General features: G+C 68.9%; 20 protein-coding genes and 1 tRNA gene. 15 read left to right on the forward strand and 6 right to left on the reverse strand.

Annotated elements, in window-relative coordinates; translation table 11 throughout:
• Positions 1-20: 20 nt before the first annotated feature.
• The gene (locus tag CXY76_RS04380) at positions 21-563 is read right to left on the reverse strand and encodes a hypothetical protein (protein ID WP_104163042.1); all 543 of its coding nucleotides are present in this window, start codon (positions 561-563) and stop codon (positions 21-23) included.
• Between the two features lie 192 nt (positions 564-755).
• Between CXY76_RS04380 and CXY76_RS04385 the strand changes: the two genes are divergently transcribed.
• From CXY76_RS04385 to rlmB, 4 genes are all read left to right on the forward strand, one after another.
• The gene (locus CXY76_RS04385; RefSeq protein WP_088457054.1) at positions 756-1,238 is read left to right on the forward strand and encodes a CarD family transcriptional regulator; all 483 of its coding nucleotides are present in this window, start codon (positions 756-758) and stop codon (positions 1,236-1,238) included.
• Positions 1,239-1,356: 118 nt separating this feature from the next.
• A complete protein-coding gene (gene ispD, locus CXY76_RS04390; protein WP_104163043.1) occupies positions 1,357-2,604 on the forward strand; it encodes a 2-C-methyl-D-erythritol 4-phosphate cytidylyltransferase in 1,248 nt (415 codons plus the stop codon).
• Between the two features lie 4 nt (positions 2,605-2,608).
• Positions 2,609-4,024 carry a cysteine--tRNA ligase gene (gene cysS, locus CXY76_RS04395; protein WP_104163044.1) on the forward strand — a complete coding sequence of 472 codons (1,416 nt, stop codon included), beginning with the start codon at positions 2,609-2,611 and terminating at the stop codon, positions 4,022-4,024.
• Positions 4,024-5,124 carry a 23S rRNA (guanosine(2251)-2'-O)-methyltransferase RlmB gene (rlmB, locus tag CXY76_RS04400; protein WP_104163045.1) on the forward strand — a complete coding sequence of 367 codons (1,101 nt, stop codon included), beginning with the start codon at positions 4,024-4,026 and terminating at the stop codon, positions 5,122-5,124. Before cysS ends, rlmB begins: the two co-directional genes overlap by 1 nt.
• Before the next feature lie 405 nt (positions 5,125-5,529).
• Here the strand turns inward: rlmB and CXY76_RS04405 are convergent, their stop codons facing one another.
• Together CXY76_RS04405 and CXY76_RS04410 are read right to left on the reverse strand one after the other, a co-directional pair.
• Positions 5,530-6,834: a DUF4032 domain-containing protein gene (locus tag CXY76_RS04405; RefSeq protein WP_104163046.1), complete on the reverse strand. Its 1,305-nt coding sequence runs from the start codon at positions 6,832-6,834 to the stop codon at positions 5,530-5,532.
• A gap of 153 nt (positions 6,835-6,987) precedes the next feature.
• Positions 6,988-8,085 (reverse strand): ABC transporter ATP-binding protein, encoded by a 1,098-nt coding sequence (locus tag CXY76_RS04410; protein WP_104163047.1) that lies wholly within the window; start codon positions 8,083-8,085, stop codon positions 6,988-6,990.
• Between the two features lie 369 nt (positions 8,086-8,454).
• On the opposite strand from CXY76_RS04410, the gene CXY76_RS04415 reads away from it, so the two are divergent.
• The 4 genes from CXY76_RS04415 to CXY76_RS04430 all read left to right on the forward strand — a co-directional run bounded on the left by CXY76_RS04415 (position 8,455) and on the right by CXY76_RS04430 (position 10,355).
• Positions 8,455-9,288, forward strand: a complete 834-nt coding sequence (locus CXY76_RS04415) for a thioredoxin domain-containing protein (RefSeq protein ID WP_233199563.1) — start codon at positions 8,455-8,457, stop codon at positions 9,286-9,288.
• Between the two features lie 102 nt (positions 9,289-9,390).
• Positions 9,391-9,466, forward strand: a tRNA-Thr gene (locus tag CXY76_RS04420).
• Positions 9,467-9,552: 86 nt separating this feature from the next.
• Positions 9,553-9,837 carry a hypothetical protein gene (locus CXY76_RS04425; RefSeq protein WP_104163049.1) on the forward strand — a complete coding sequence of 95 codons (285 nt, stop codon included), beginning with the start codon at positions 9,553-9,555 and terminating at the stop codon, positions 9,835-9,837.
• Positions 9,834-10,355, forward strand: coding sequence for a nucleoside deaminase (locus CXY76_RS04430; RefSeq protein ID WP_233199564.1), 522 nt, complete (start codon positions 9,834-9,836; stop codon positions 10,353-10,355). The genes CXY76_RS04425 and CXY76_RS04430 overlap by 4 nt, the downstream gene beginning before the upstream one ends.
• 17 nt (positions 10,356-10,372) lie before the next feature.
• Here CXY76_RS04430 and CXY76_RS04435 read toward each other — a convergent pair whose 3' ends face one another.
• The gene (locus CXY76_RS04435; RefSeq protein ID WP_104163050.1) at positions 10,373-11,734 is read right to left on the reverse strand and encodes a chloride channel protein; all 1,362 of its coding nucleotides are present in this window, start codon (positions 11,732-11,734) and stop codon (positions 10,373-10,375) included.
• A gap of 176 nt (positions 11,735-11,910) precedes the next feature.
• On the opposite strand from CXY76_RS04435, the gene CXY76_RS04440 reads away from it, so the two are divergent.
• Complete coding sequence (locus CXY76_RS04440) at positions 11,911-12,297, forward strand: PLD nuclease N-terminal domain-containing protein (RefSeq protein WP_104163051.1); 387 nt, start codon at positions 11,911-11,913, stop codon at positions 12,295-12,297.
• A gap of 76 nt (positions 12,298-12,373) precedes the next feature.
• Positions 12,374-12,997 carry a sugar O-acetyltransferase gene (locus tag CXY76_RS04445; protein ID WP_233199565.1) on the forward strand — a complete coding sequence of 208 codons (624 nt, stop codon included), beginning with the start codon at positions 12,374-12,376 and terminating at the stop codon, positions 12,995-12,997.
• Between the two features lie 45 nt (positions 12,998-13,042).
• Here CXY76_RS04445 and CXY76_RS04450 read toward each other — a convergent pair whose 3' ends face one another.
• Positions 13,043-13,270 (reverse strand): SHOCT domain-containing protein, encoded by a 228-nt coding sequence (locus CXY76_RS04450; RefSeq protein ID WP_104163053.1) that lies wholly within the window; start codon positions 13,268-13,270, stop codon positions 13,043-13,045.
• A gap of 113 nt (positions 13,271-13,383) precedes the next feature.
• Here CXY76_RS04450 and CXY76_RS04455 point away from each other — a divergent pair, with 113 nt between their 5' ends.
• Positions 13,384-14,358, forward strand: coding sequence for an SDR family NAD(P)-dependent oxidoreductase (locus CXY76_RS04455; RefSeq protein WP_104163054.1), 975 nt, complete (start codon positions 13,384-13,386; stop codon positions 14,356-14,358).
• A 134-nt stretch (positions 14,359-14,492) separates the two neighbouring features.
• Here the strand turns inward: CXY76_RS04455 and msrB are convergent, their stop codons facing one another.
• Positions 14,493-14,894, reverse strand: coding sequence for a peptide-methionine (R)-S-oxide reductase MsrB (gene msrB, locus CXY76_RS04460; protein WP_088457040.1), 402 nt, complete (start codon positions 14,892-14,894; stop codon positions 14,493-14,495).
• A 195-nt stretch (positions 14,895-15,089) separates the two neighbouring features.
• Between msrB and CXY76_RS04465 the strand changes: the two genes are divergently transcribed.
• The 4 genes from CXY76_RS04465 (at position 15,090) to CXY76_RS04480 (ending at position 17,643) form a co-directional block, all read left to right on the forward strand.
• On the forward strand, positions 15,090-15,389 hold the full coding sequence (locus CXY76_RS04465) for a DUF3263 domain-containing protein (protein ID WP_233199566.1): 300 nt from the start codon (positions 15,090-15,092) through the stop codon (positions 15,387-15,389).
• A 107-nt stretch (positions 15,390-15,496) separates the two neighbouring features.
• Entirely contained in the window at positions 15,497-16,000 is a 504-nt protein-coding gene (locus CXY76_RS04470; protein ID WP_158253836.1) for a LytR C-terminal domain-containing protein, read from the forward strand.
• Between the two features lie 223 nt (positions 16,001-16,223).
• Entirely contained in the window at positions 16,224-16,427 is a 204-nt protein-coding gene (locus tag CXY76_RS04475) for a cold-shock protein (RefSeq protein WP_088457037.1), read from the forward strand.
• A 172-nt stretch (positions 16,428-16,599) separates the two neighbouring features.
• On the forward strand, positions 16,600-17,643 hold the full coding sequence (locus tag CXY76_RS04480; protein ID WP_104163057.1) for a DUF3048 domain-containing protein: 1,044 nt from the start codon (positions 16,600-16,602) through the stop codon (positions 17,641-17,643).
• Positions 17,644-17,652 lie beyond the last annotated feature (9 nt).

Consider the following 17,652-nt stretch of genomic DNA (forward strand, 5'->3'; position numbering starts at 1 on the left):
TGCGCGTAGTCGCGGACCGGTTACGGGGCCGGGGTGGCTTCCGGGGTGGCTTCCGGCGCCGGGACCTCGGCGGCAGGTACCGTGGGCGTCACCGTGGGAACCGGAGGTTCGGTGGGAACCAGGGTGGAGTACTCCGCGAGGGTGCCGTCGAGCACGGGAACGAGCAGCTCGATGCCGGTCAGGTCGCCGTACTGGAAGTACACCGGGAACAGCGAACCGGCCGACGCGTTGAGGTTCTGGACGGGGACACTCTCGCCACCGGGGATCCCGATCTCGGTGGTCGCGTTCGCGTCGATCGTCAGGGTCTTGTCGACCTTCTCGTCGACCCCCTCGTACTGCACGAGCAGCTCGATGTCTTCGTCGGCGCTGTTCACCACGTGCACGACGAGGTTGGCGTTCTCACCGTCGTCGGTGATCAGCATCGCATTGCGGATCGCCAGGTCGCCCAGGTCCCCGCTGACGCCGTCGCTGGCGTCGTAATGGATGGTCGTCGCCTGGGGGGCGAACAGATTGCATCCGCTGGTGCCCAACAGGATGCCGGCCGCCACTACGACGGTTGCCATGGTTCGCGCTCTCACAAGACCTCCACAAGAGTTCAGCGTTCAGCCCAAGTGGCGTGAACGCTGCAGATTTGGATCGAGTTTACCTTACGGAACCGGGCCGGGCAGGGCGCACCCTGATGAGCCGCGAATATCCCCTCAAAAGGGTGTCGGGGAGGGGTGGTATCATAGACGTTGCTGAAGGGATATCAATACATGTTATTTGAAGTCGGCGAAACAGTCGTTTATCCCCACCACGGCGCTGCGACGATCACCGAGGTGAAAACTCGCATCATCAAGGGTGAAGAAAAACTGTATTTGAAGCTCAACGTCACCCAGGGGGACCTCACCATCGAGGTGCCCGCCGAGAACGTCGATCTTGTCGGTGTGCGCGACGTGATCGGCCAGGACGGCCTCGACCGGGTGTTCGAAGTCCTGCGGGCACCGTTCACCGAGGAACCCACCAACTGGTCACGCCGGTACAAGGCCAACCTGGAGAAACTCGCCAGCGGCGACGTCATCAAGGTGTCCGAGGTCGTGCGCGACTTGTGGCGCCGGGACCAGGACCGCGGCCTGTCGGCCGGGGAGAAGCGGATGCTCGCGAAGGCGCGGCAGATCCTCATCTCCGAACTGGCCCTGGCCGAGAAGACCGACGAGGACCAGGCGTCAACTGTGCTCGATGAGGTGCTCGCCTCGTAGTATTACCTGTTCGTACGACAGGCGGCGCCCCGCGGTGCCGCCTTTCGCACGTCCAGCCCAACCTCGCGTCACCCCTTCCCACCCTGCGTCACCGCGCCCCACCAGATAGCCTCCAGACATGACTGAATTCCCGGTTGCCGCCGTCGCGGTCATCGTCGTCGCCGCCGGAAGCGGCAGCAGGCTCGGCCGAGACCAGCCCAAGGCGTTCGTGCCGCTGCACGACCGCAGCATCCTCGAACACGCCCTCACCGGGGTGTTCGGCCTGAACGAACCGGCCCAGGTCATCGTGATGGCCCCCGAAGCCCAACTGGCCGACGCCAGGGACATCGCCGGTCGAGTCGCCGGCCCCGCCGCCGGCTACCTCGACGTCGTCGCCGGCGGCGACACCCGCCAGGCGTCCGTGGCCCGCGGGCTCGCCCGGGTGCGCGCCGGCGTCACCGTGGTGCTCGTGCACGACGCCGCCAGGGCGCTCGCCCCCGCCGCCCAGCTCGACGCCGTCGTGGCCGCCGTGCGCGCCACCGGGCACGGCATCGTGCCCGGCCTGCCCGTGGTCGACACCATCAAGAGCGTCGACGCGGCCGCCACCATCCTGGGCACCGTCGACAGGTCGCAGCTCTCCGCCGTGCAGACCCCGCAGGGTTTTCCCCGCAGCATGCTCGACGGCGCCTTCGCCTGGGCGGCCACGCTGCCGGCCGCGGATGCGCAGGATCTCACCGACGACGCGGCGCTGGTCGCCGCGGCCGGCAACACCGTCAGCGTCATCCCCGGCGACCCGCTGGCGTTCAAGGTCACCACGGCGTGGGACCTGCGCCGCGCGGAACTCCTGCTCGGCGACGCCGCCGGCGCACCGGCATCCGCCGACCCGCGGGTGGGCACGGGCCTGGACGTGCACGCCTTCGACGACACCAGCGACCTGTGGCTGGCCGGCCTGCACTGGCCGGGGGAGCGGGGCCTGTCCGGGCACAGTGACGGTGACGCCGCCGTGCACGCCATCTGCGATGCCCTGCTCGCCGCCGCGGGTCTGGGCGACATCGGCCAGGTCTTCGGCACCGCAGACCCCCGCCTCACCGACGCGCACGGAGAGGTGTTCCTCACCGAGACCCTGCGCCTGGTCACCGAGGCCGGCTACAGGGTCGGCAACGTCACCGTGCAGATCATCGGCAACCGTCCCAAGCTCGCCCCGCGCCGGGTCGAAGCGCAGGAACTGCTCGCCGGCATCCTGCACGCCCCGGTGTCGGTGTCGGCGACCACCACCGACGCCCTGGGCTTCACCGGACGCGGCGAGGGCATCGCCGCCCTGGCCACCGCACTGCTCATGCCGCAAGCAGCTCCACCCGAGCATCCGACCGACCCTCGCCTAAACTGAACCAGTGAGCATGCGACTATACGACTCGAAGGCCCAGACCCTTCGCGATTTCCTGCCGATCGTTCCGGGCAAGGTGGGAATCTACGTCTGCGGACCCACCGTGCAGTCGTCGCCGCACATCGGCCACTTGCGCAGCGCCCTGGTCTACGACCAGCTGCGCCGCTGGCTCAGCTACCGCGGCAATGACGTCACCTTCATTCGCAACGTCACCGACATCGACGACAAGATCCTCCTGAACGCTGCGGGCACCACCGAACAGTGGTGGGCGCTCGCGTACCGCTTCGAACTCGAGTTCACCGCCGGCTACCAGCGGTTGGGCATCCTCGCGCCCACCTACGAACCCCGCGCCACCGCGAGCGTGCAGGAGATGCAGGACATCATCGGCCGTCTCATCGCCAACGGGCACGCCTACCCGGCCGCGGATGACTCGGGTGACGTGTACTTCGACACCCGCAGCTGGCCCGCGTACGGCGAGCTGACCCGCCAGAATCCCGACAACATGGAGGCGGCCACCGACGCCGACCCGCGCGGCAAGCGCGACGCGCGCGACTTCGCCCTCTGGAAGGGCCACAAGGCCGACGAACCGGCCACGTCGGCCTGGGTCTCCCCCTGGGGGGCCGGCCGGCCCGGCTGGCACATCGAATGCTCCGCCATGGCCGCCCGCTACCTCGGCCCGCAATTCGACATCCACGGCGGCGGCCTCGACCTGCGCTTCCCGCACCACGAGAACGAGCTGGCCCAGTCCAATGCGGCCGGTGACGCCTTCGCGAACTTCTGGGTGCACAACGGCCTGGTCAACACCAACGGCCAGAAGATGTCCAAGTCGCTGGGCAACTCCGTCTACGCGGCGGAACTGCTCGACCAGGCCCGCGCCATCGTGGTGCGCTACTACCTCGGCGCCGCGCACTATAGATCCACCCTCGACTTCCACGAGGGGTCGCTGGCCGAGGCCGAGGCCGCCCTGGAACGCATCGAGAGTTTCCTCGACCGCGCCGACCGGCGCCTGGCCGACACCCGCTTCGCCGGCTCCGGCGTCGAGATCGTGCCGGATGACTTCGCCACGGCCATGGACGACGACCTTGCGGTGCCGCAGGCGCTCGGCGTGCTGCACGACACCGTGCGCGCCGGCAACGCGGCCCTCGACGCCGAAGACCTGCACGCGGCCGCGGCCGCGCGCGGCCAGGTTCTCGCGATGAGCGAGGTCCTCGGCATCAACCCCCTGTCGCCCGGCTGGGCCGTCGCGACCGATGAACCCGCCATGGTGGCCCTCACCGCCCTCGTCGAGCGCCTGCTCGACGACCGGGAGACCGCCAGGCAGAGCCGCGATTACGCGGCCGCAGACCGTATCCGGGACGAGCTCGTCGCCGCCGGCATTACCATCGAAGACACCCCGTCGGGTGCACATTGGAGTTTTGACTGATGAAGAACACAGATCGCAAGTCGCGCACCGGCGCGGTGCGCAAGGGCAGCAGGGGACCGCAGGTCGGTTCCGGCGGCCAGGGCCGTCAGGCTCTCGAGGGCAAGAAGCCCACCCCCAAGGCCGAAGACCGTCCGTACCACCCCGCTGGCAAGGCCAAGGCAGCCAAGGACCGCTTCGCCGCGGCCGGCGGCGGCCGCAGCCGTGCCCCGGGCGGTTCCGGTGCCCCGCGCACCGGCCGCAGCACCGGCACCGGCAACACCGGCGGCGGCGGTTCGTCCACCCGCAAGGCCAAGTCGGATGCCGAGTTCGAGGTCGTCACCGGCCGCAACTCGGTGCTCGAGGCGCTGCGCGCCAAGATCCCCGCGTCGGCGCTGTACGTGGCCACCCGCATTGAAATGGATGACCGGGTCAAGGAAGTCCTCAAGCTCGCCACGACCCGCAACATCCCGGTTCTTGAGGTCATGCGCCCCGAGATCGACCGGCTCTCCGGTAAGGACGCCGTGCACCAGGGCCTCGCGCTCAAGGTGCCCGCGTACGAGTACGCGCACCCGATCGAGCTGCTCGACCTCACCATCAGCCGCGGCCACAAGCCGCTGTTCGTGGCGCTGGACGGCATCACCGACCCGCGCAACCTGGGTGCGATCATCCGCTCCACCGCGGCGTTCGGCGGCCACGGCGTCATCGTGCCGCAGCGCCGCTCCGTTGGCGTCACCGCCTCGGCCTGGAAGACCTCGGCCGGTGCGGCCGCGCGTCTGCCCGTGGCCATGGCTCCCAACCTCACCCAGACGCTCAAGGCGCTCAAGGAGCGCGGCATGCTCGTGATCGGCCTCGACGGCGGCGGCGACACCGTGCTGCCCGAGCTCGGCCTCGGTTACGCCGAGCGTCCCATCGTCGTGGTCGTCGGCAGCGAGGGCAAGGGCCTGTCCCGCCTCGTCACCGAAACCTGCGACGCCATCGTGTCGATCCCGATCAACGCGAACACCGAGTCGCTGAACGCCGGAATCGCCGCCGGTGTCACCCTGTACGAGATCTCCAAGCTGCGCGCCGAGGCCCTCGCGGCCAAGGTCGCCAAGGCCGCTGCGCAGGCCGCGCAGGCCTAAACCGCGCCCGCGCTTGTGATGCGGCGCAGATCGTCCCTTCGGGGTCGGTCTGCGCCGTTTCTTGTGTGTGGCGGGGTGCTGTGGTCTGGTTCAGGGCGTGCTGGTGATGGGATGCGGGTGCCTCGGGTGGTGCCGCACGTCCCGTCCCCGAGACCCCCCCCCGGGCGCCCCTGCGGACCCGGGGCCCGGTTGCGTGAGATGGCAGTTGAGGCCCGTTGCCACGCGGAGAGAGGGCCTCAACTGGCAACTCGCTGGTGGCGCCGATGGTGAGGTGACAGTTGGGGCCCAGTGAGGGCGCCTGAGGGGGCCTCAAGTGTCAACTCGGTGCATCCGATTCTCTTGAGAACGCGCAAAATGCCCCTTCGAACCTGCCGAAGGGGCATTTTGGCGCAACTCGGGGAGGGGTTAGACGTTCAGGCGCCAGTCGTCGGCGCCGACCTCGTCAGACTCGAGGTCTTCGTCGTCGCTTTCCTGCACTTCGATCGGCGTGGTGGGCGGGTCGATGACGGTGGCCTCGTCGCGGCGGTGACGAAGCACATCCTGAACGTACGAGGTGACCGCCTCGGCCAGGGGGATGTCCCGGCTCGCGTTCTGCGCCATGTACCAGCGGTGGTCGAGCAGCTGGTGGAACACCTCGGCGGGCTCGAGCTTGCCCTTGAGCTCACGCGGAATGGCGCGCACGACGGGCTCGAAGACCCGCACCAGCCACTCGTGCGCCATCATCTCCTCGTCGGCGTCGGGGTTGCCGTACGCGACCCCGTAGGAGTCGAGGTCGTTGAGCAGGCGGCGGGCCTGGTTCTCCTCGGCGTCGAGGCCGGTGAGGCGCAGCAGCCGGCGCTGGTGGTGGCCGGCGTCGACGACCTTGGGCTGGATGCGCACCGTCGTGCCGTTCTCGTCGGTCTTGATCGCGAGTTCCTCGATGTCGAAGCCGAGGTGGTTGAGGCGTTCGACGCGCTCGGTGATGCGCCAGCGCTCGCTGCTCGCGAAGGACTCGGAGCCGGTGAGTTCCTTCCACAGCAGCCGGTAGGCCGCGACGATGCCGTTGCTCACGTTGACCGGGTCGAGTTCGTCGGCGACACGGCCGCCGGCCTCGAGGTCCATCAGCTCGCCGGCGATGTTCACCCGGGCGATTTCCAGGTCGTTCTCGCGCTGCCCGTTCGACAGGCCGCCGGGGTAGAGCTGGCCGGTCTCGGCGTCGACGAGGTACGCGGCGAACGCGCCGGCATCGCGGCGGAACAGCGTGTTCGAGAGTGACACGTCGCCCCAGAACAGGCCCACCATGTGCACACGCACCAGCAGCAGGGCGAGGGCGTCGACCAGGCGGGTGGCCGTATCCGGGCGCAGGGCCTGGGAGTACAGCGCCCGGTAGGGCAGCGAGAACTTCAGGTGCCGGGTCACCAGCACCGAGTTGAGCGGGTCACCGTCTTCGTCGGTGCGGTTCGTGATCACCGCGAGCGGTTCGACGCAGGGAATCTCCAGGCTCTGCAGGGTGCGGAGCATCTCGTACTCGCGCTTGGCCATCTCGCTGGTGGTCTCCTTGATGGCCACGACACGGCCACTGAGGTGGGCGAAGCGCACGAGGTGCCGGGAGAGGCCCTTGGGCAGCGAGGCGATGTTCTCGTTCGGCCAGGCGTCCAGCGGCACGTTCCAGGGAAGGTCGAGCAGGGCCGGGTCGGCCGTTGCGGAGGTGATGTTCAGAGAACCGCTCATGAGGAGCCTAACTATCGAAAGGGCCCGTCAGGGCCGCAAGCCGCCCCGGCCGGAATCGGCTCGGAGACGCGGGACCGGCGGCGGGGAAATCGCACGCCGAAATGACAAACTCGACCGCCGAAACTGCCGGCGGTCGAGTTTGTCGAACAGTGCTTAGTCGGTGACGGCGCCGCCGAGACGGAGGCCGGACTCGGCGTTGAACACGTGCAGGTGGTTCGGCGTCGTCGTCAGGTAGACGGTGTCGCCGGCCGACGGGTGCGAACGGCCATCGACGCGGGCGACGATGTCGGTGCGCTTGCCCTCGACGGTGGAGTGGCCGTACAGGTAACCGTCGGCGCCGAGCTCCTCGACCAGGTCGACGTCAACGGCGAGGCCTTCGCCGATCGTGGTCGACAGCTGGATGTCCTCGGGGCGAACTCCGATGGTGACCTTGGGGCCGTTGGCGCCGGACAGGGTCTCGCGGGACACGGGAACCGTGGCCGTACCGAACTTGACGCCACCGTCGACGGCGTCGGCCAGGAACAGGTTCATGGCCGGGCTGCCGATGAAGCCGGCAACGAAGACGTTGTTCGGCTTTGCGTACAGGTCGCGCGGGGTGCCGACCTGCTGCAGGACGCCATCCTTGAGAACGGCGATGCGGTCACCCATGGTGAGCGCCTCGGTCTGGTCGTGGGTGACGTAGACGGTGGTGACGCCCAGGCGACGCTGCAGCGACGCGATCTGGGTGCGGGTCTGGACGCGCAGCTTGGCGTCGAGGTTCGACAGCGGCTCGTCCATGAGGAACACCTGGGGCTGACGCACGATGGCGCGACCCATGGCAACACGCTGACGCTGACCACCGGAGAGGGCCTTCGGCTTGCGGCTGAGGTAGGGCTCGAGGTCGAGCAGCTTGGCGGCTTCGAGAACGCGGGTGGCGCGCTCGTCCTTGTTGACTCCGGCGATCTTGAGCGCGAAGCCCATGTTCTCGGCGACGGTCATGTGCGGGTACAGCGCGTAGTTCTGGAACACCATCGCGATGTCGCGGTCCTTCGGGGGAACGTCGGTGACGTTGCGCTCACCGATGAAGATGTCGCCGTCGTTGACCTCTTCGAGGCCGGCGAGCATGCGCAGCGAGGTGGACTTTCCACAGCCGGACGGGCCGACCAGGACGAGGAACTCACCATCGGCGACCGACAGGTCGAGGTGATCGACCGCGGGGCGGGTGGAACCGGGGTACAGACGGGTGGCCTTGTCAAAGGTTACTGAAGCCATTATTTCGTTATTCTCCTTCACCGGCAGGTACGTGCCGGACGATCCGTTGTGATGGGATTTATCTGTCCGGCCGACGTAGCGCCAGCGCAAGACCTTCCTAGTATGGCATGCCCCGGATGCGTGTCCGCTGAATTGGCAGCTCACCGCGTGCCGGTGGTACCCGGTGAGCCCGCAGTGAGCCCGCTGTGAGGCACCGGTTGGTTATTTCCCAGACTGGGGTCCTACTATTTGGAGTGCTACCGCGCACATCCGCGAGCGCACCCCCTCAACTCGGAGCGATCATCCATGACAACTGGCGGCCCAGGCGACCCTCGTCCCTCGAAGAATCAGCGTCGCGACGCAGCGCGCACGAAGGCAGCACAGATTCGAGTGGAGCAGAAGAAGCGGGATCGCCGGAACCGGGTGTTCCTGCAGGGCGGAATCGCCATTGCCGCCATCGCCGTCGTGACCGCCATCGTCCTGATCATCGTCAACTCCGTGCAGCCCGCCGGCCCCGGCCCGCGCAACATGGCCAGTGACGGGCTCCTCGTCGGCGAGGGCCTGACCGCCGTGACCACTCCGGCGCTGCAGCCGGATGCCGACCCGGTGCCGTCCACCCCCGACAAGACCGGAACCATCGCCGACATTCGCGTTTACGTCGACTACCTCTGCCCGTTCTGCGGCACCTTCGAGAACACCAACGCCGAGCAGATCTCCCAGTGGGTCGACTCGGGCGCCGCGACCGTGGAGATCCACCCGATCTCAATCCTGACCAGCAAGTCCGCGGGAACCCAGTATTCGCTGCGCGCCGCGAACGCGGCCGCGTGTGTGGCGGATTCCGCCCCGGACGACTTCCTGGCGTTCAACTCGGCGCTCTTCGCGGCGCAGCCCGTCGAAGGCACCGCCGGCCTCAGCGACGAGGAGATCAAGAAGATCGTGAAGAGCTCCGGGGTGTCGGAGAACCTCACCGCGATCAACGAGTGCATCGACGAGACCACCTTCAAGTCCTGGGTCCTCGCCTCCACGGATCGGGCCCTGAGCGGACCGATCCCGAACTCGTCCTCCCTTGAAGCGATCACGGGAACCCCGACGGTGCTCGTGAACGGCAAGCAGTACGTGGGCGCTCTGGACGACCCCAAGGAATTCGCGGCCTTCGTGCTGCAGGCCGCGAGCGAGGCGTACTCCACCGCGACGCCGACGCCCACCCCGACGACGGCCGGATAGCCCGTCGTTTCCCGGGCCGGATGCCGGCCGACCCACGATTGGGTCGGCATCCGCTCGCCGGGTGATTTAGGATGAATGCTCGAGGCAGTTCGACGGCCTCATGCCGGCCTGGCGCAATTGGTAGCGCACCACTCTTGTAAAGTGGGGGTTACGGGTTCAAGTCCCGTGGCCGGCCCCATCTCTTCAGCCCCTCCGGGCGGCGCCACCAGGGCTACGATGTCCGCGTGCCGGCCAGTCGCAGCGCCGGCGGAATCGAGGGTTTCCATGTTCACCCTGCACATCGAACACGCCGTTGGGGACTACGAGGCGTGGAAGCAGATGTTTGACTCGGATCCGCTCGGCCGCAAGACCGCCGGCGTCACCGCTTTTCGAGTCATGCGCCCGGTCGACGACGGCAACGCGGTGCGGATCGATCTCGACTTCGACTCCCGCACGGATGCCGAGAAGATGAAGGTGGCTCTCGAGGAGCTCTGGAAGGGCCCGGGTGCTGCCCTGATGCGTAATCCCCGTGCTCTCCTCACCGAAACCGTGGAGGACGTCGCCCTGTGAACGCACCTCGCCCGGACCCCGTGGCGGACCTGACGCTGATTTCGGCGTCCGACGAGACGCACCTCACCCGGGCCATCGACGTGGCCCGTCTGTCCCGCGCGAACGGGAATCATCCGTTCGGCGCGATCTTGGTGACCGGTGACGGCACGATCATCGAGGGCCAGAACAGCGTGGTGACGGCGGGCGACCCGACCGGCCACGCCGAGACCAACCTCGTTCGCCTCGCCAGCGCCCGGCTGTCCAAGGACGAACTGCGCGCGAGCACCCTGTACACCAGCACCGAACCCTGCGTCATGTGTTCCGGCGCCATCTACTGGGCCGGGATCGGCCGGGTCGCCTACGCGCTGCCCGAACGGATGCTCGGCGAGATGGTGCCCGAGCAAGACGGGGAGCCGACGCTCGACCTGCCCTGCCGGGAAGTCTTCGCCCGCGGCGGCAACGCCGTGGTCGTCGCCGGCCCCGCCCTGATCGATGAAGCGGCCGACGTGCACGCGGGATTCTGGGACGCCGCACCCTGACTTTCGGCCCGGCCGGGTCAGTCCGTCGACGGGCCGGCGGAGGGGAGCGCGCCGCTCAACCGCCGGCCCGGCGGCTCGGGCAACCGGCCGGTGATCACGTGCGCGACGACCACCGCCACGATCACCAGCGGCATCACGGCATACGCGTCGCTGGTGAGCAGCACCGTGGCCAGCAGCACGCTGGTGAGCGGCAGGCGCAGCATCGACACGCACATGGCGCCGATGCCCACCCCCACCGCCGGTACCAGCGCCATGCCGGGCAGGTGCGAGGCCGCGATCCCCAGGGCGGCACCGACGAACATCGCCGGGAAGACCGGACCGCCCCGGAACGCGCTCAGCGACAGGCCATAGGCGAGGGCCTTGCACAGGATCAGCAGCGCGACGGCGCCGAGCGGCCAGGCGGCGCCGTCGGAGATCAGCGACGGCAGGGCCGACTGGCCGGAGAAGAGCACCTCGGCGGTGTCCTCCCCGGTAACCTGCGCGAACAGCACGGCCAGGCCCGCGATCGCCAGGCCGAGGACGGGGGTCACGATAAGCCGGCGGCGGTGCACGAACGGGCGCACGATGCGGGCCAGGGCCCGGATGCCCCAGGCCAACAGCGGGCAGGCGACCCCGATCCCGAGCGCCCAGAGGAACATGGCCACGGTGGGGGTGGAAAACGCCGGCAGGTCGGGAAGCGCGAGGGAGAACGTGCCCAGTCCGGTCCAGGAGTCCAGGCCCACGAAGACCAGCGAGCCGATGCCCGCGGCGAGCAGGCCGGGCAGCAGGCCCACACCCAGCATCGCGCCGGCCAGCCCGGAGGCCTCCATCAACAGGAACGCGCCGAGCAGGGGAGAGCCGAGGAGGGTGCTCACCGCGGCGAAACTTCCGGCGGCGGCGATCACCGAGACGGCCGTCGGCGGCGAGTCCTTCTTGATCAGCCGAATCGCCAGGGCACCCAGACCGCCGCCGAGCGCGATCAGCGGTGCCTCCGGACCGAGCACGGCGCCGAGCGCCAGGGTGGCCAGAGCAGCGAGCACGACACCGGGCAGCTCCCGCGGTTGCGGGAAGCCGCCGGCCTTGAACCCCTCAGACGGCGGATGCCCGCTGGTGCCCGGCAGGCGCTGGATGCACAGCGCTACCAGCAGCCCCGACAGCGCCAGCAGCGGGAACGGCCACCAGACCGGCACGTCGGCGAAGCCCAGGACGCCGGGCAGCTCGGTGAAGAGGTACTTCTGCAGCCAGTCGACCAGCGCCAGGAAGCCGTAGGCGGCGATCGACACCGGCACCCCGATGAGGCCGGCCAGCAGCAGGATGCGCAGGTAGCCGCGGGAGCGGATCACCGCCAGCGGATCGGGTGACGGCTTCACCGGCGCCGACGGATCGGGGTGCGCGTCCATGTCGCGGTCCTCCTCGTCGGGCGGTGGGCGTGCGGAGTCCCAGCCCACGCTGGCCCTGGCGGATCAACCGCGCAAGCCCCCCGGCGCCGGCCAAGAGTCATCGCTGACTCGCCGACCCATCCGGGCACCAATGGGGGGCTGGTCGACCGGGGGCCCTGTTCACTAGGCTGACCGGCATGTATGCGCTGTTCTCCGTCGTGCTCCTGGTGCTCGTCGTCGCCGCCCTCGTGGATATCATCACCCGGCAGGACGGCCAGGTGAAGCACCTGCCCAAGGTGCTCTGGGTGCTGCTGGTGATCTTTCTCCCGGTGATCGGCAGCCTGCTCTGGTTCGCCATCGGCCGGGAGTATCCCGTCAGGGCCGAGCGGCCGAGCGTCGGTGTGCCGCATCGCAACGCCGCGTGGTCCGGGGCGCCCGCGATGCAGCCGACGCGTCGGCTGAGGACCACCGAGGAGGAACTGGCCGACCTCGACCGCGAGATCGACTTCCACACCGAACAGGCCCGCATCCGTCGTCTCGAGGCGGAGCTGGCCGAACGGCGCCGGCCGGTGGACGAATCCTGAGCGGTCGGTCTGACGATCGACGCGCGCCGGTGCCGCGCGTCGCCGGCAAGCCCGCCAACGGTCTACGCTGAGTTTTGTGGTCATAGACAACAAAACACCCCAGGAACCCGTTCGCTCCGAATTCGACAAGATGGTGGCGGGGGAGTGGTACCGCTACCGCTCCGGGCCCGAGCTGGCCGAGATGACGACGAGCACGCAACGCACGTGCCGGAAGATCACCGCGCTCTACGACGATGACCAGCCCGCGGCGCATGCGCTGTTCGCCGAGATGCTCGGCAGCGTGGGCGTCGGCGCCGACTTCCGGCCGCCGCTGTACCTGGACTACGGATCCCGGCTGCACGTGGGCGCCAACACGTTCATCAACGCGGACTTCCTCACGCTGGGCGGCGGAGAGATCACCATCGGCGCCAACGTGCTGGTGGGACCCAGCGCCCGCCTGTACACCCCGACCCACGCCCTCGACGTGGAGGAGCGCCGCGCCGGCTTCGAGCGCGTCTCGCCCATCACCATCGAAGACGACGTCTGGCTGGGCGGCAACGTCGTGGTCTGCCCCGGCGTGACCATCGGCGCGGGCAGCATCATCGGCGCCGGCTCCGTCGTGACCAAGGACGTTCCGGCCGGGGTCATCGCGGCCGGCAATCCGGCTCGCGTGGTGCGCGAGATCGGGCCGGGCGACCGGATCGGTCTGGCCGCGGCCTGACCGGCGTCGACCGGGAGTTCATGCGGGACCGCAGTGCTCGGCGCGTCAGAGCAGCCCGAGGATCTCCTGGCGCTTGGCTTCGTATTCGGCGTCGGACACCAGTCCCTTGGCGTGCAACTGCTCCAGCTGCACCAAACGGTCAGCCTCATCGCCCGCCCGTCGACGGCGTGCGACGTGAACGGCCAAGAATACGATCGCGAGAGCGACCAGGACCATCGCGCTGAGCACGCCCAGGATGATGAGCGCGTGCCAGCCAGTCAGATTGCTGAGCATCAGTTTCCCCCAAATGCCGGCCTTCCGGGCCGGTCGGAGGAAGTCTATCCGTGCCGGCGGCCCGGTCTGCTGACCTCGCGGGATCCCGCAGGGGGCGAGCGTACGCTGGAGCGATGACCCTCACGCCCCAGCACGCCCTGTCCACCGGATTCACTGCCCAGTCCACCGCGACGGAGGTGCTCGCGGGCATCGACCTGAGCGGCAAGACGGCGATCGTCACCGGCGGCTACTCCGGCCTCGGCATCGAAACCGTCGCCGCGCTCGCCGCGGCCGGCGCCGAGGTGATCGTGCCGGCCCGGCGTCCGGAGGCGGCCTGGGCCGCCCTGGATGCGCGCGGCCTGAACGCCGTGGCGGTCGAGCCCCTCGACCTGGCCGATCTGGTCAGCGTGCGCGCCTTCGCCGAACGCTTCGTGGCCACCGGACGAAGCCTGGACATCCTGATCAACAATGCCGCCATCATGGCGTCCGCCGAGGCCAGGGTCGGTGACGACTGGGAGTCCCAGTTCGCTACCAACCACCTCGGCCACTACGTGCTCACCAACCTGCTCTGGCCCGCGCTCACGGCCGAAGGTGGCGCTCGGGTCGTTGCCCTCTCCTCCACGGGCCACAAGCTGAGCGGCATCCGCTTCGACGACCCCAACTTCAGCACCGGCTACGACAAGTGGCAGGCGTACGGGCAGGCGAAGACCGCCAACAGCCTCTTCGCGGTGCACCTGGATGCCCTCGGCGCCAACAGTGGTGTGCGGGCGCTCGCGGTGCACCCCGGCGGCATCATGACCGAGCTGCAGCGTCACCTGCCCCGGGAGGAGATGGTCGCCGCGGGCTGGATGGCCGAGGACGGTACCGTCAACTCGCTGTTCAAGTCACCGGAGCAGGGTGCGGCGACCTCTACCTGGGCGGCGACTTCGCCGATGCTCGACGGGATGGGCGGCGTCTACTGCGAGGACTGCGACATCGCCGAACGCACGGTGGCCGGCAGCCCAACGGCCCGGATCAGCGGGGTCGACCCCCACGCCATCGATCCGGATGCGGCGGCCCGGCTCTGGGCGTTCTCGGCCGAGCTCACCGGAGTGAACGCCTTCGCCTGAGCCGGACGTGGGCGCGGCCGTCAGGGACCGCCCAACTGTGCCCGCTACGGACAATTGCGCCCGGTGTGCCGGGTGCAATTGTCCGCACGGGCAACAGTTGCCGGTGCGGGGCGGGCCGTGGCGGCCGGCCCGGGTTAGTCGACGGGGGTGAAGTTGAGCGAGATCGAGTTCATGCAGTACCGGTCACCGGTGGGGGTGCCGAAACCGTCGTCGAACACGTGGCCCAGGTGCGACCCGCACGCTGCACAGCGCACCTCGGTGCGCACGACGCCGAGCGACCGGTCTTCGATGAGCTCCACGGCCTCGGGGCGCACCGACTCGTAGAAGCTCGGCCAGCCGCAGCCGGAGTCGAACTTCGTGCCGCTCTTGAACAGTTCGGCGTTACAGGCTCCGCAGGTATAGACACCCGAGCGGCCCTCGTCGAGGAGTTCGCCGGTCCAGGCGCGTTCCGTGGCCGCACCGCGCAACACGGCGTACTGCTCGGCGGTGAGCTCCGCCTTCCATTCGGCGTCAGACTTGGTGACCTCGTAGTCCATGGTGCGTCCTTTCGATGCTGTCTCGGCAGAGAGCTGCCTCAAGCGTAAACTCGGCCGGGGTCCCCGGCATTCCCCCGAGTGGCGCACCCGGTGATTCCCCAGCCGATTCCCATCCTCGATGGCGGCGGACCCGTCTTGCGCGACAGGCGGGACCGGTCAGCGAAAACCCAGTCCGTGCCAAATAGGATGACGCGTATGGCGACCAGCGGGCAGGACGAGAGTAACCGGGGCGCCGAAGGCTCCGTCGGACTCAGTCCTCGGGACGAAAACCTGCTCGCGTTCGAGCGGCGTGGGTGGTCACACCCCGGCGCCAAGGAACAGGCCATTCGCGCCGAATTCGGCCTGTCGGCCGCCCGGTACTATCAATTGTTGGGTGCCCTGCTCGACTCCCCGCTTGCCCTCGCCCACGATCCCATGCTGGTCAACCGACTGCAACGGATGCGTGACGCGCGGTCGCAGGCCCGGTCGGCCCGAGCCATCCGCCCCATCGAGTAGGGAACCTCCTACCGTGTGTTCAGCCAAACGAGGATCGAACCAGACAGACGATGCCCACTTCGTACCCGAAAGACCGCTTCGATGACCTCCCGCACAAGATTGACCGCGTGGGGGCGCACCGTGCACCAGCCAAGAAGGGGCGGCGCTGGGTGGCCGTCTGGTGGGCGCTCGCCGCGACCGCTGTTCTCGTCGCGGTCGGCGCCATCGGACTGACGGTCCTGAACAACCGGCTGAACATCACCATCCCCGGCATCGAGGCCGAAACCACCCCCGCGGAGCCGACACCAGAGCCGGTGCCCACCGCGGAGCCGACCACTGACCCCAGTGCGAGTGTCACGGTGCTCAACGGGACCCCGACGACCGGCGTGGCCCGGTCGGTCGGCGACCTGCTCGCGACCGGCGGCTGGACCGTCGGCAGTACCAGCGACGCCGACACCGAAGACGTCGTCACGACGACCGTCTACTACGCGGATGCGTCCCTGGAGGGCGCTGCCCGCGGTGTGGCGGCCCTGCTGCCCGGTTCCGGGGTGTTGCTCTCAGACGACTTCGCCGGCTCAGATGCAACTCTGACCGTCGTCGTGGGCAGCGACTACGCGATGCCCGTCGGCTGACCCGGCCTGACGAGTCCCCGCACTACTGGGGTTGCCTTCCTCAGTCAACCCCCTATTGAGTTCCGCTCCCGTCACTAGTGTCTGCAGTGGTCGCTCATTTTCTTGCGGAGCGCTCTCTTCCCGAGGGCGCCCTTCTCGAGACGGTGGACGCAGCTTCTGCGCCAGGCCCGGTAGCACCAACGGGTGAGTGCCGAAATACAACACTGCAACAGGGGAGTTTCACATGGCGAACGGAACCGTCAAATGGTTCAACGCTGAAAAGGGTTTCGGCTTCATCACTGTCGATGGAGGTGGGCAGGACGTTTTCGTTCACTACTCCGCCATCGACATGCACGGCTACAAGGTTCTCGAAGAAGGTCAGCACGTCATCTTCGAACTCGGTACCGGAGCCAAGGGTCCGCAGGCCGAGTCGGTCCGCCCGGCCTAACCGCCAGGCGTCGAACACCACCCAGCCTCAACCAGCTGAGAACACTATCGACGTGCTCGATCGCTGATCACCGGATCATCGATCGGCCACCGAGTGCCAGTCACGCCACCACCCTGACCGCCAGGCAGACATACCAGGCGCAGCTAGGGTGTGTGGCGTGACTGCGTTTCGGATGCCCCCTCCTTCTGCCCGGCGATTCCGATCCGGACTGCGGGCGCCTGGCGTCCTCATTCTGCTCGGCGCGGGCCTGTGCCTGGGTGTGGGGCTGGTCGGCTGCGCGGAACCGCTGCCCGAGGCGACAGCCTCGGCCGACCCGACGCCGCCGCAACCGGGCGTCGCGCCGCTGCGCGGCACACCGGTGGACCCGGCCGGCGCCGAGTATCCGTCGCTGGCCGTGAAGATCGACAACCACCCCGCCGCCAGGCCCCAGATCGGTCTCGAGCGCGCCGACCTGGTCTTCGAAGAGCTGGTGGAAGGCGGCCTCACCCGCTACGCCGCGCTCTGGCACTCCGACGTACCCGACGCTGTCGGCCCGGTGCGGTCCATCCGTCCGATGGACCCCGAGATCCTGAGCTCCTTCGGTGGCATCGTGGCGTATTCCGGCGGCCAGCCGCAGTTCGTCGACCTGATGAAGGCCGCCCCGCTGCTGAACGTGGTCTTCGACGACGACGCCGGGGGACTGTTCGTGCGGGCCGGCGACCGGGAGTCCCCCCACGACCTGGTGCTCGCCGCGGCCGAAACCGTCACGCTGCACTCCGAGCTCGCGCCGCCGCGGGGCCAGTTCGACTACGCCGACAGCGCAGCGGAGGCCACGGCGGTGCTCGCCGGCGATCCGACGAACACCCTCGTCACCCGGTTCTCCGAGTCCGGCGGGCGGGCGTGGGCCTGGGACCCGGCGGACCCGGCGTACCTGCGCAGCCAGGACGGCGGCGCGGACCTCGACAGCACCGGCGCCCAGCTGCGGGCCACCAACGTCGTGGTGCTGCGGGTGGAGGTCGATCGCGGCAGCGAGGTGCCCCGCACGATCCTGACCGGATCCGGCCCGGCCTGGGTGTCGACCGGCGGGTCGACGATGCCGGCCACCTGGTTCAAGGACGCCGCGGTGGCACCGATCCGGCTGGCCGACGCGGCCGGGGCCACGATCGAGCTGGCACCGGGCAACACCTGGATCGAACTGGTTCCCACCGACGACGGCAGCGTGGAACTGGTGCCGTAGGTCACCCGG

The organism is Cryobacterium sp. N22 (assembly GCF_002929555.1).
GTDB lineage: Bacteria > Actinomycetota > Actinomycetes > Actinomycetales > Microbacteriaceae > Cryobacterium.

Bases quoted from the DNA above. Each gene is read 5' to 3' on its own strand.
- CXY76_RS04480 (WP_104163057.1), top strand. From the start codon at position 16,600: ATGCCCCCTCCTTCTGCCCGGCGATTCCGATCCGGACTGCGGGCGCCT.
- CXY76_RS04410 (WP_104163047.1), bottom strand. From the start codon at position 8,085: ATGGCTTCAGTAACCTTTGACAAGGCCACCCGTCTGTACCCCGGTTCC.
- CXY76_RS04475 (WP_088457037.1), top strand. From the start codon at position 16,224: ATGGCGAACGGAACCGTCAAATGGTTCAACGCTGAAAAGGGTTTCGGC.
- CXY76_RS04380 (WP_104163042.1), bottom strand. From the start codon at position 563: ATGGCAACCGTCGTAGTGGCGGCCGGCATCCTGTTGGGCACCAGCGGA.
- CXY76_RS04440 (WP_104163051.1), top strand. From the start codon at position 11,911: ATGTATGCGCTGTTCTCCGTCGTGCTCCTGGTGCTCGTCGTCGCCGCC.
- ispD (WP_104163043.1), top strand. From the start codon at position 1,357: ATGACTGAATTCCCGGTTGCCGCCGTCGCGGTCATCGTCGTCGCCGCC.
- CXY76_RS04455 (WP_104163054.1), top strand. From the start codon at position 13,384: ATGACCCTCACGCCCCAGCACGCCCTGTCCACCGGATTCACTGCCCAG.
- CXY76_RS04405 (WP_104163046.1), bottom strand. From the start codon at position 6,834: ATGAGCGGTTCTCTGAACATCACCTCCGCAACGGCCGACCCGGCCCTG.
- CXY76_RS04465 (WP_233199566.1), top strand. From the start codon at position 15,090: ATGGCGACCAGCGGGCAGGACGAGAGTAACCGGGGCGCCGAAGGCTCC.
- CXY76_RS04385 (WP_088457054.1), top strand. From the start codon at position 756: ATGTTATTTGAAGTCGGCGAAACAGTCGTTTATCCCCACCACGGCGCT.
- CXY76_RS04435 (WP_104163050.1), bottom strand. From the start codon at position 11,734: ATGGACGCGCACCCCGATCCGTCGGCGCCGGTGAAGCCGTCACCCGAT.
- msrB (WP_088457040.1), bottom strand. From the start codon at position 14,894: ATGGACTACGAGGTCACCAAGTCTGACGCCGAATGGAAGGCGGAGCTC.
- CXY76_RS04450 (WP_104163053.1), bottom strand. From the start codon at position 13,270: ATGCTCAGCAATCTGACTGGCTGGCACGCGCTCATCATCCTGGGCGTG.
- CXY76_RS04425 (WP_104163049.1), top strand. From the start codon at position 9,553: ATGTTCACCCTGCACATCGAACACGCCGTTGGGGACTACGAGGCGTGG.
- rlmB (WP_104163045.1), top strand. From the start codon at position 4,024: ATGAAGAACACAGATCGCAAGTCGCGCACCGGCGCGGTGCGCAAGGGC.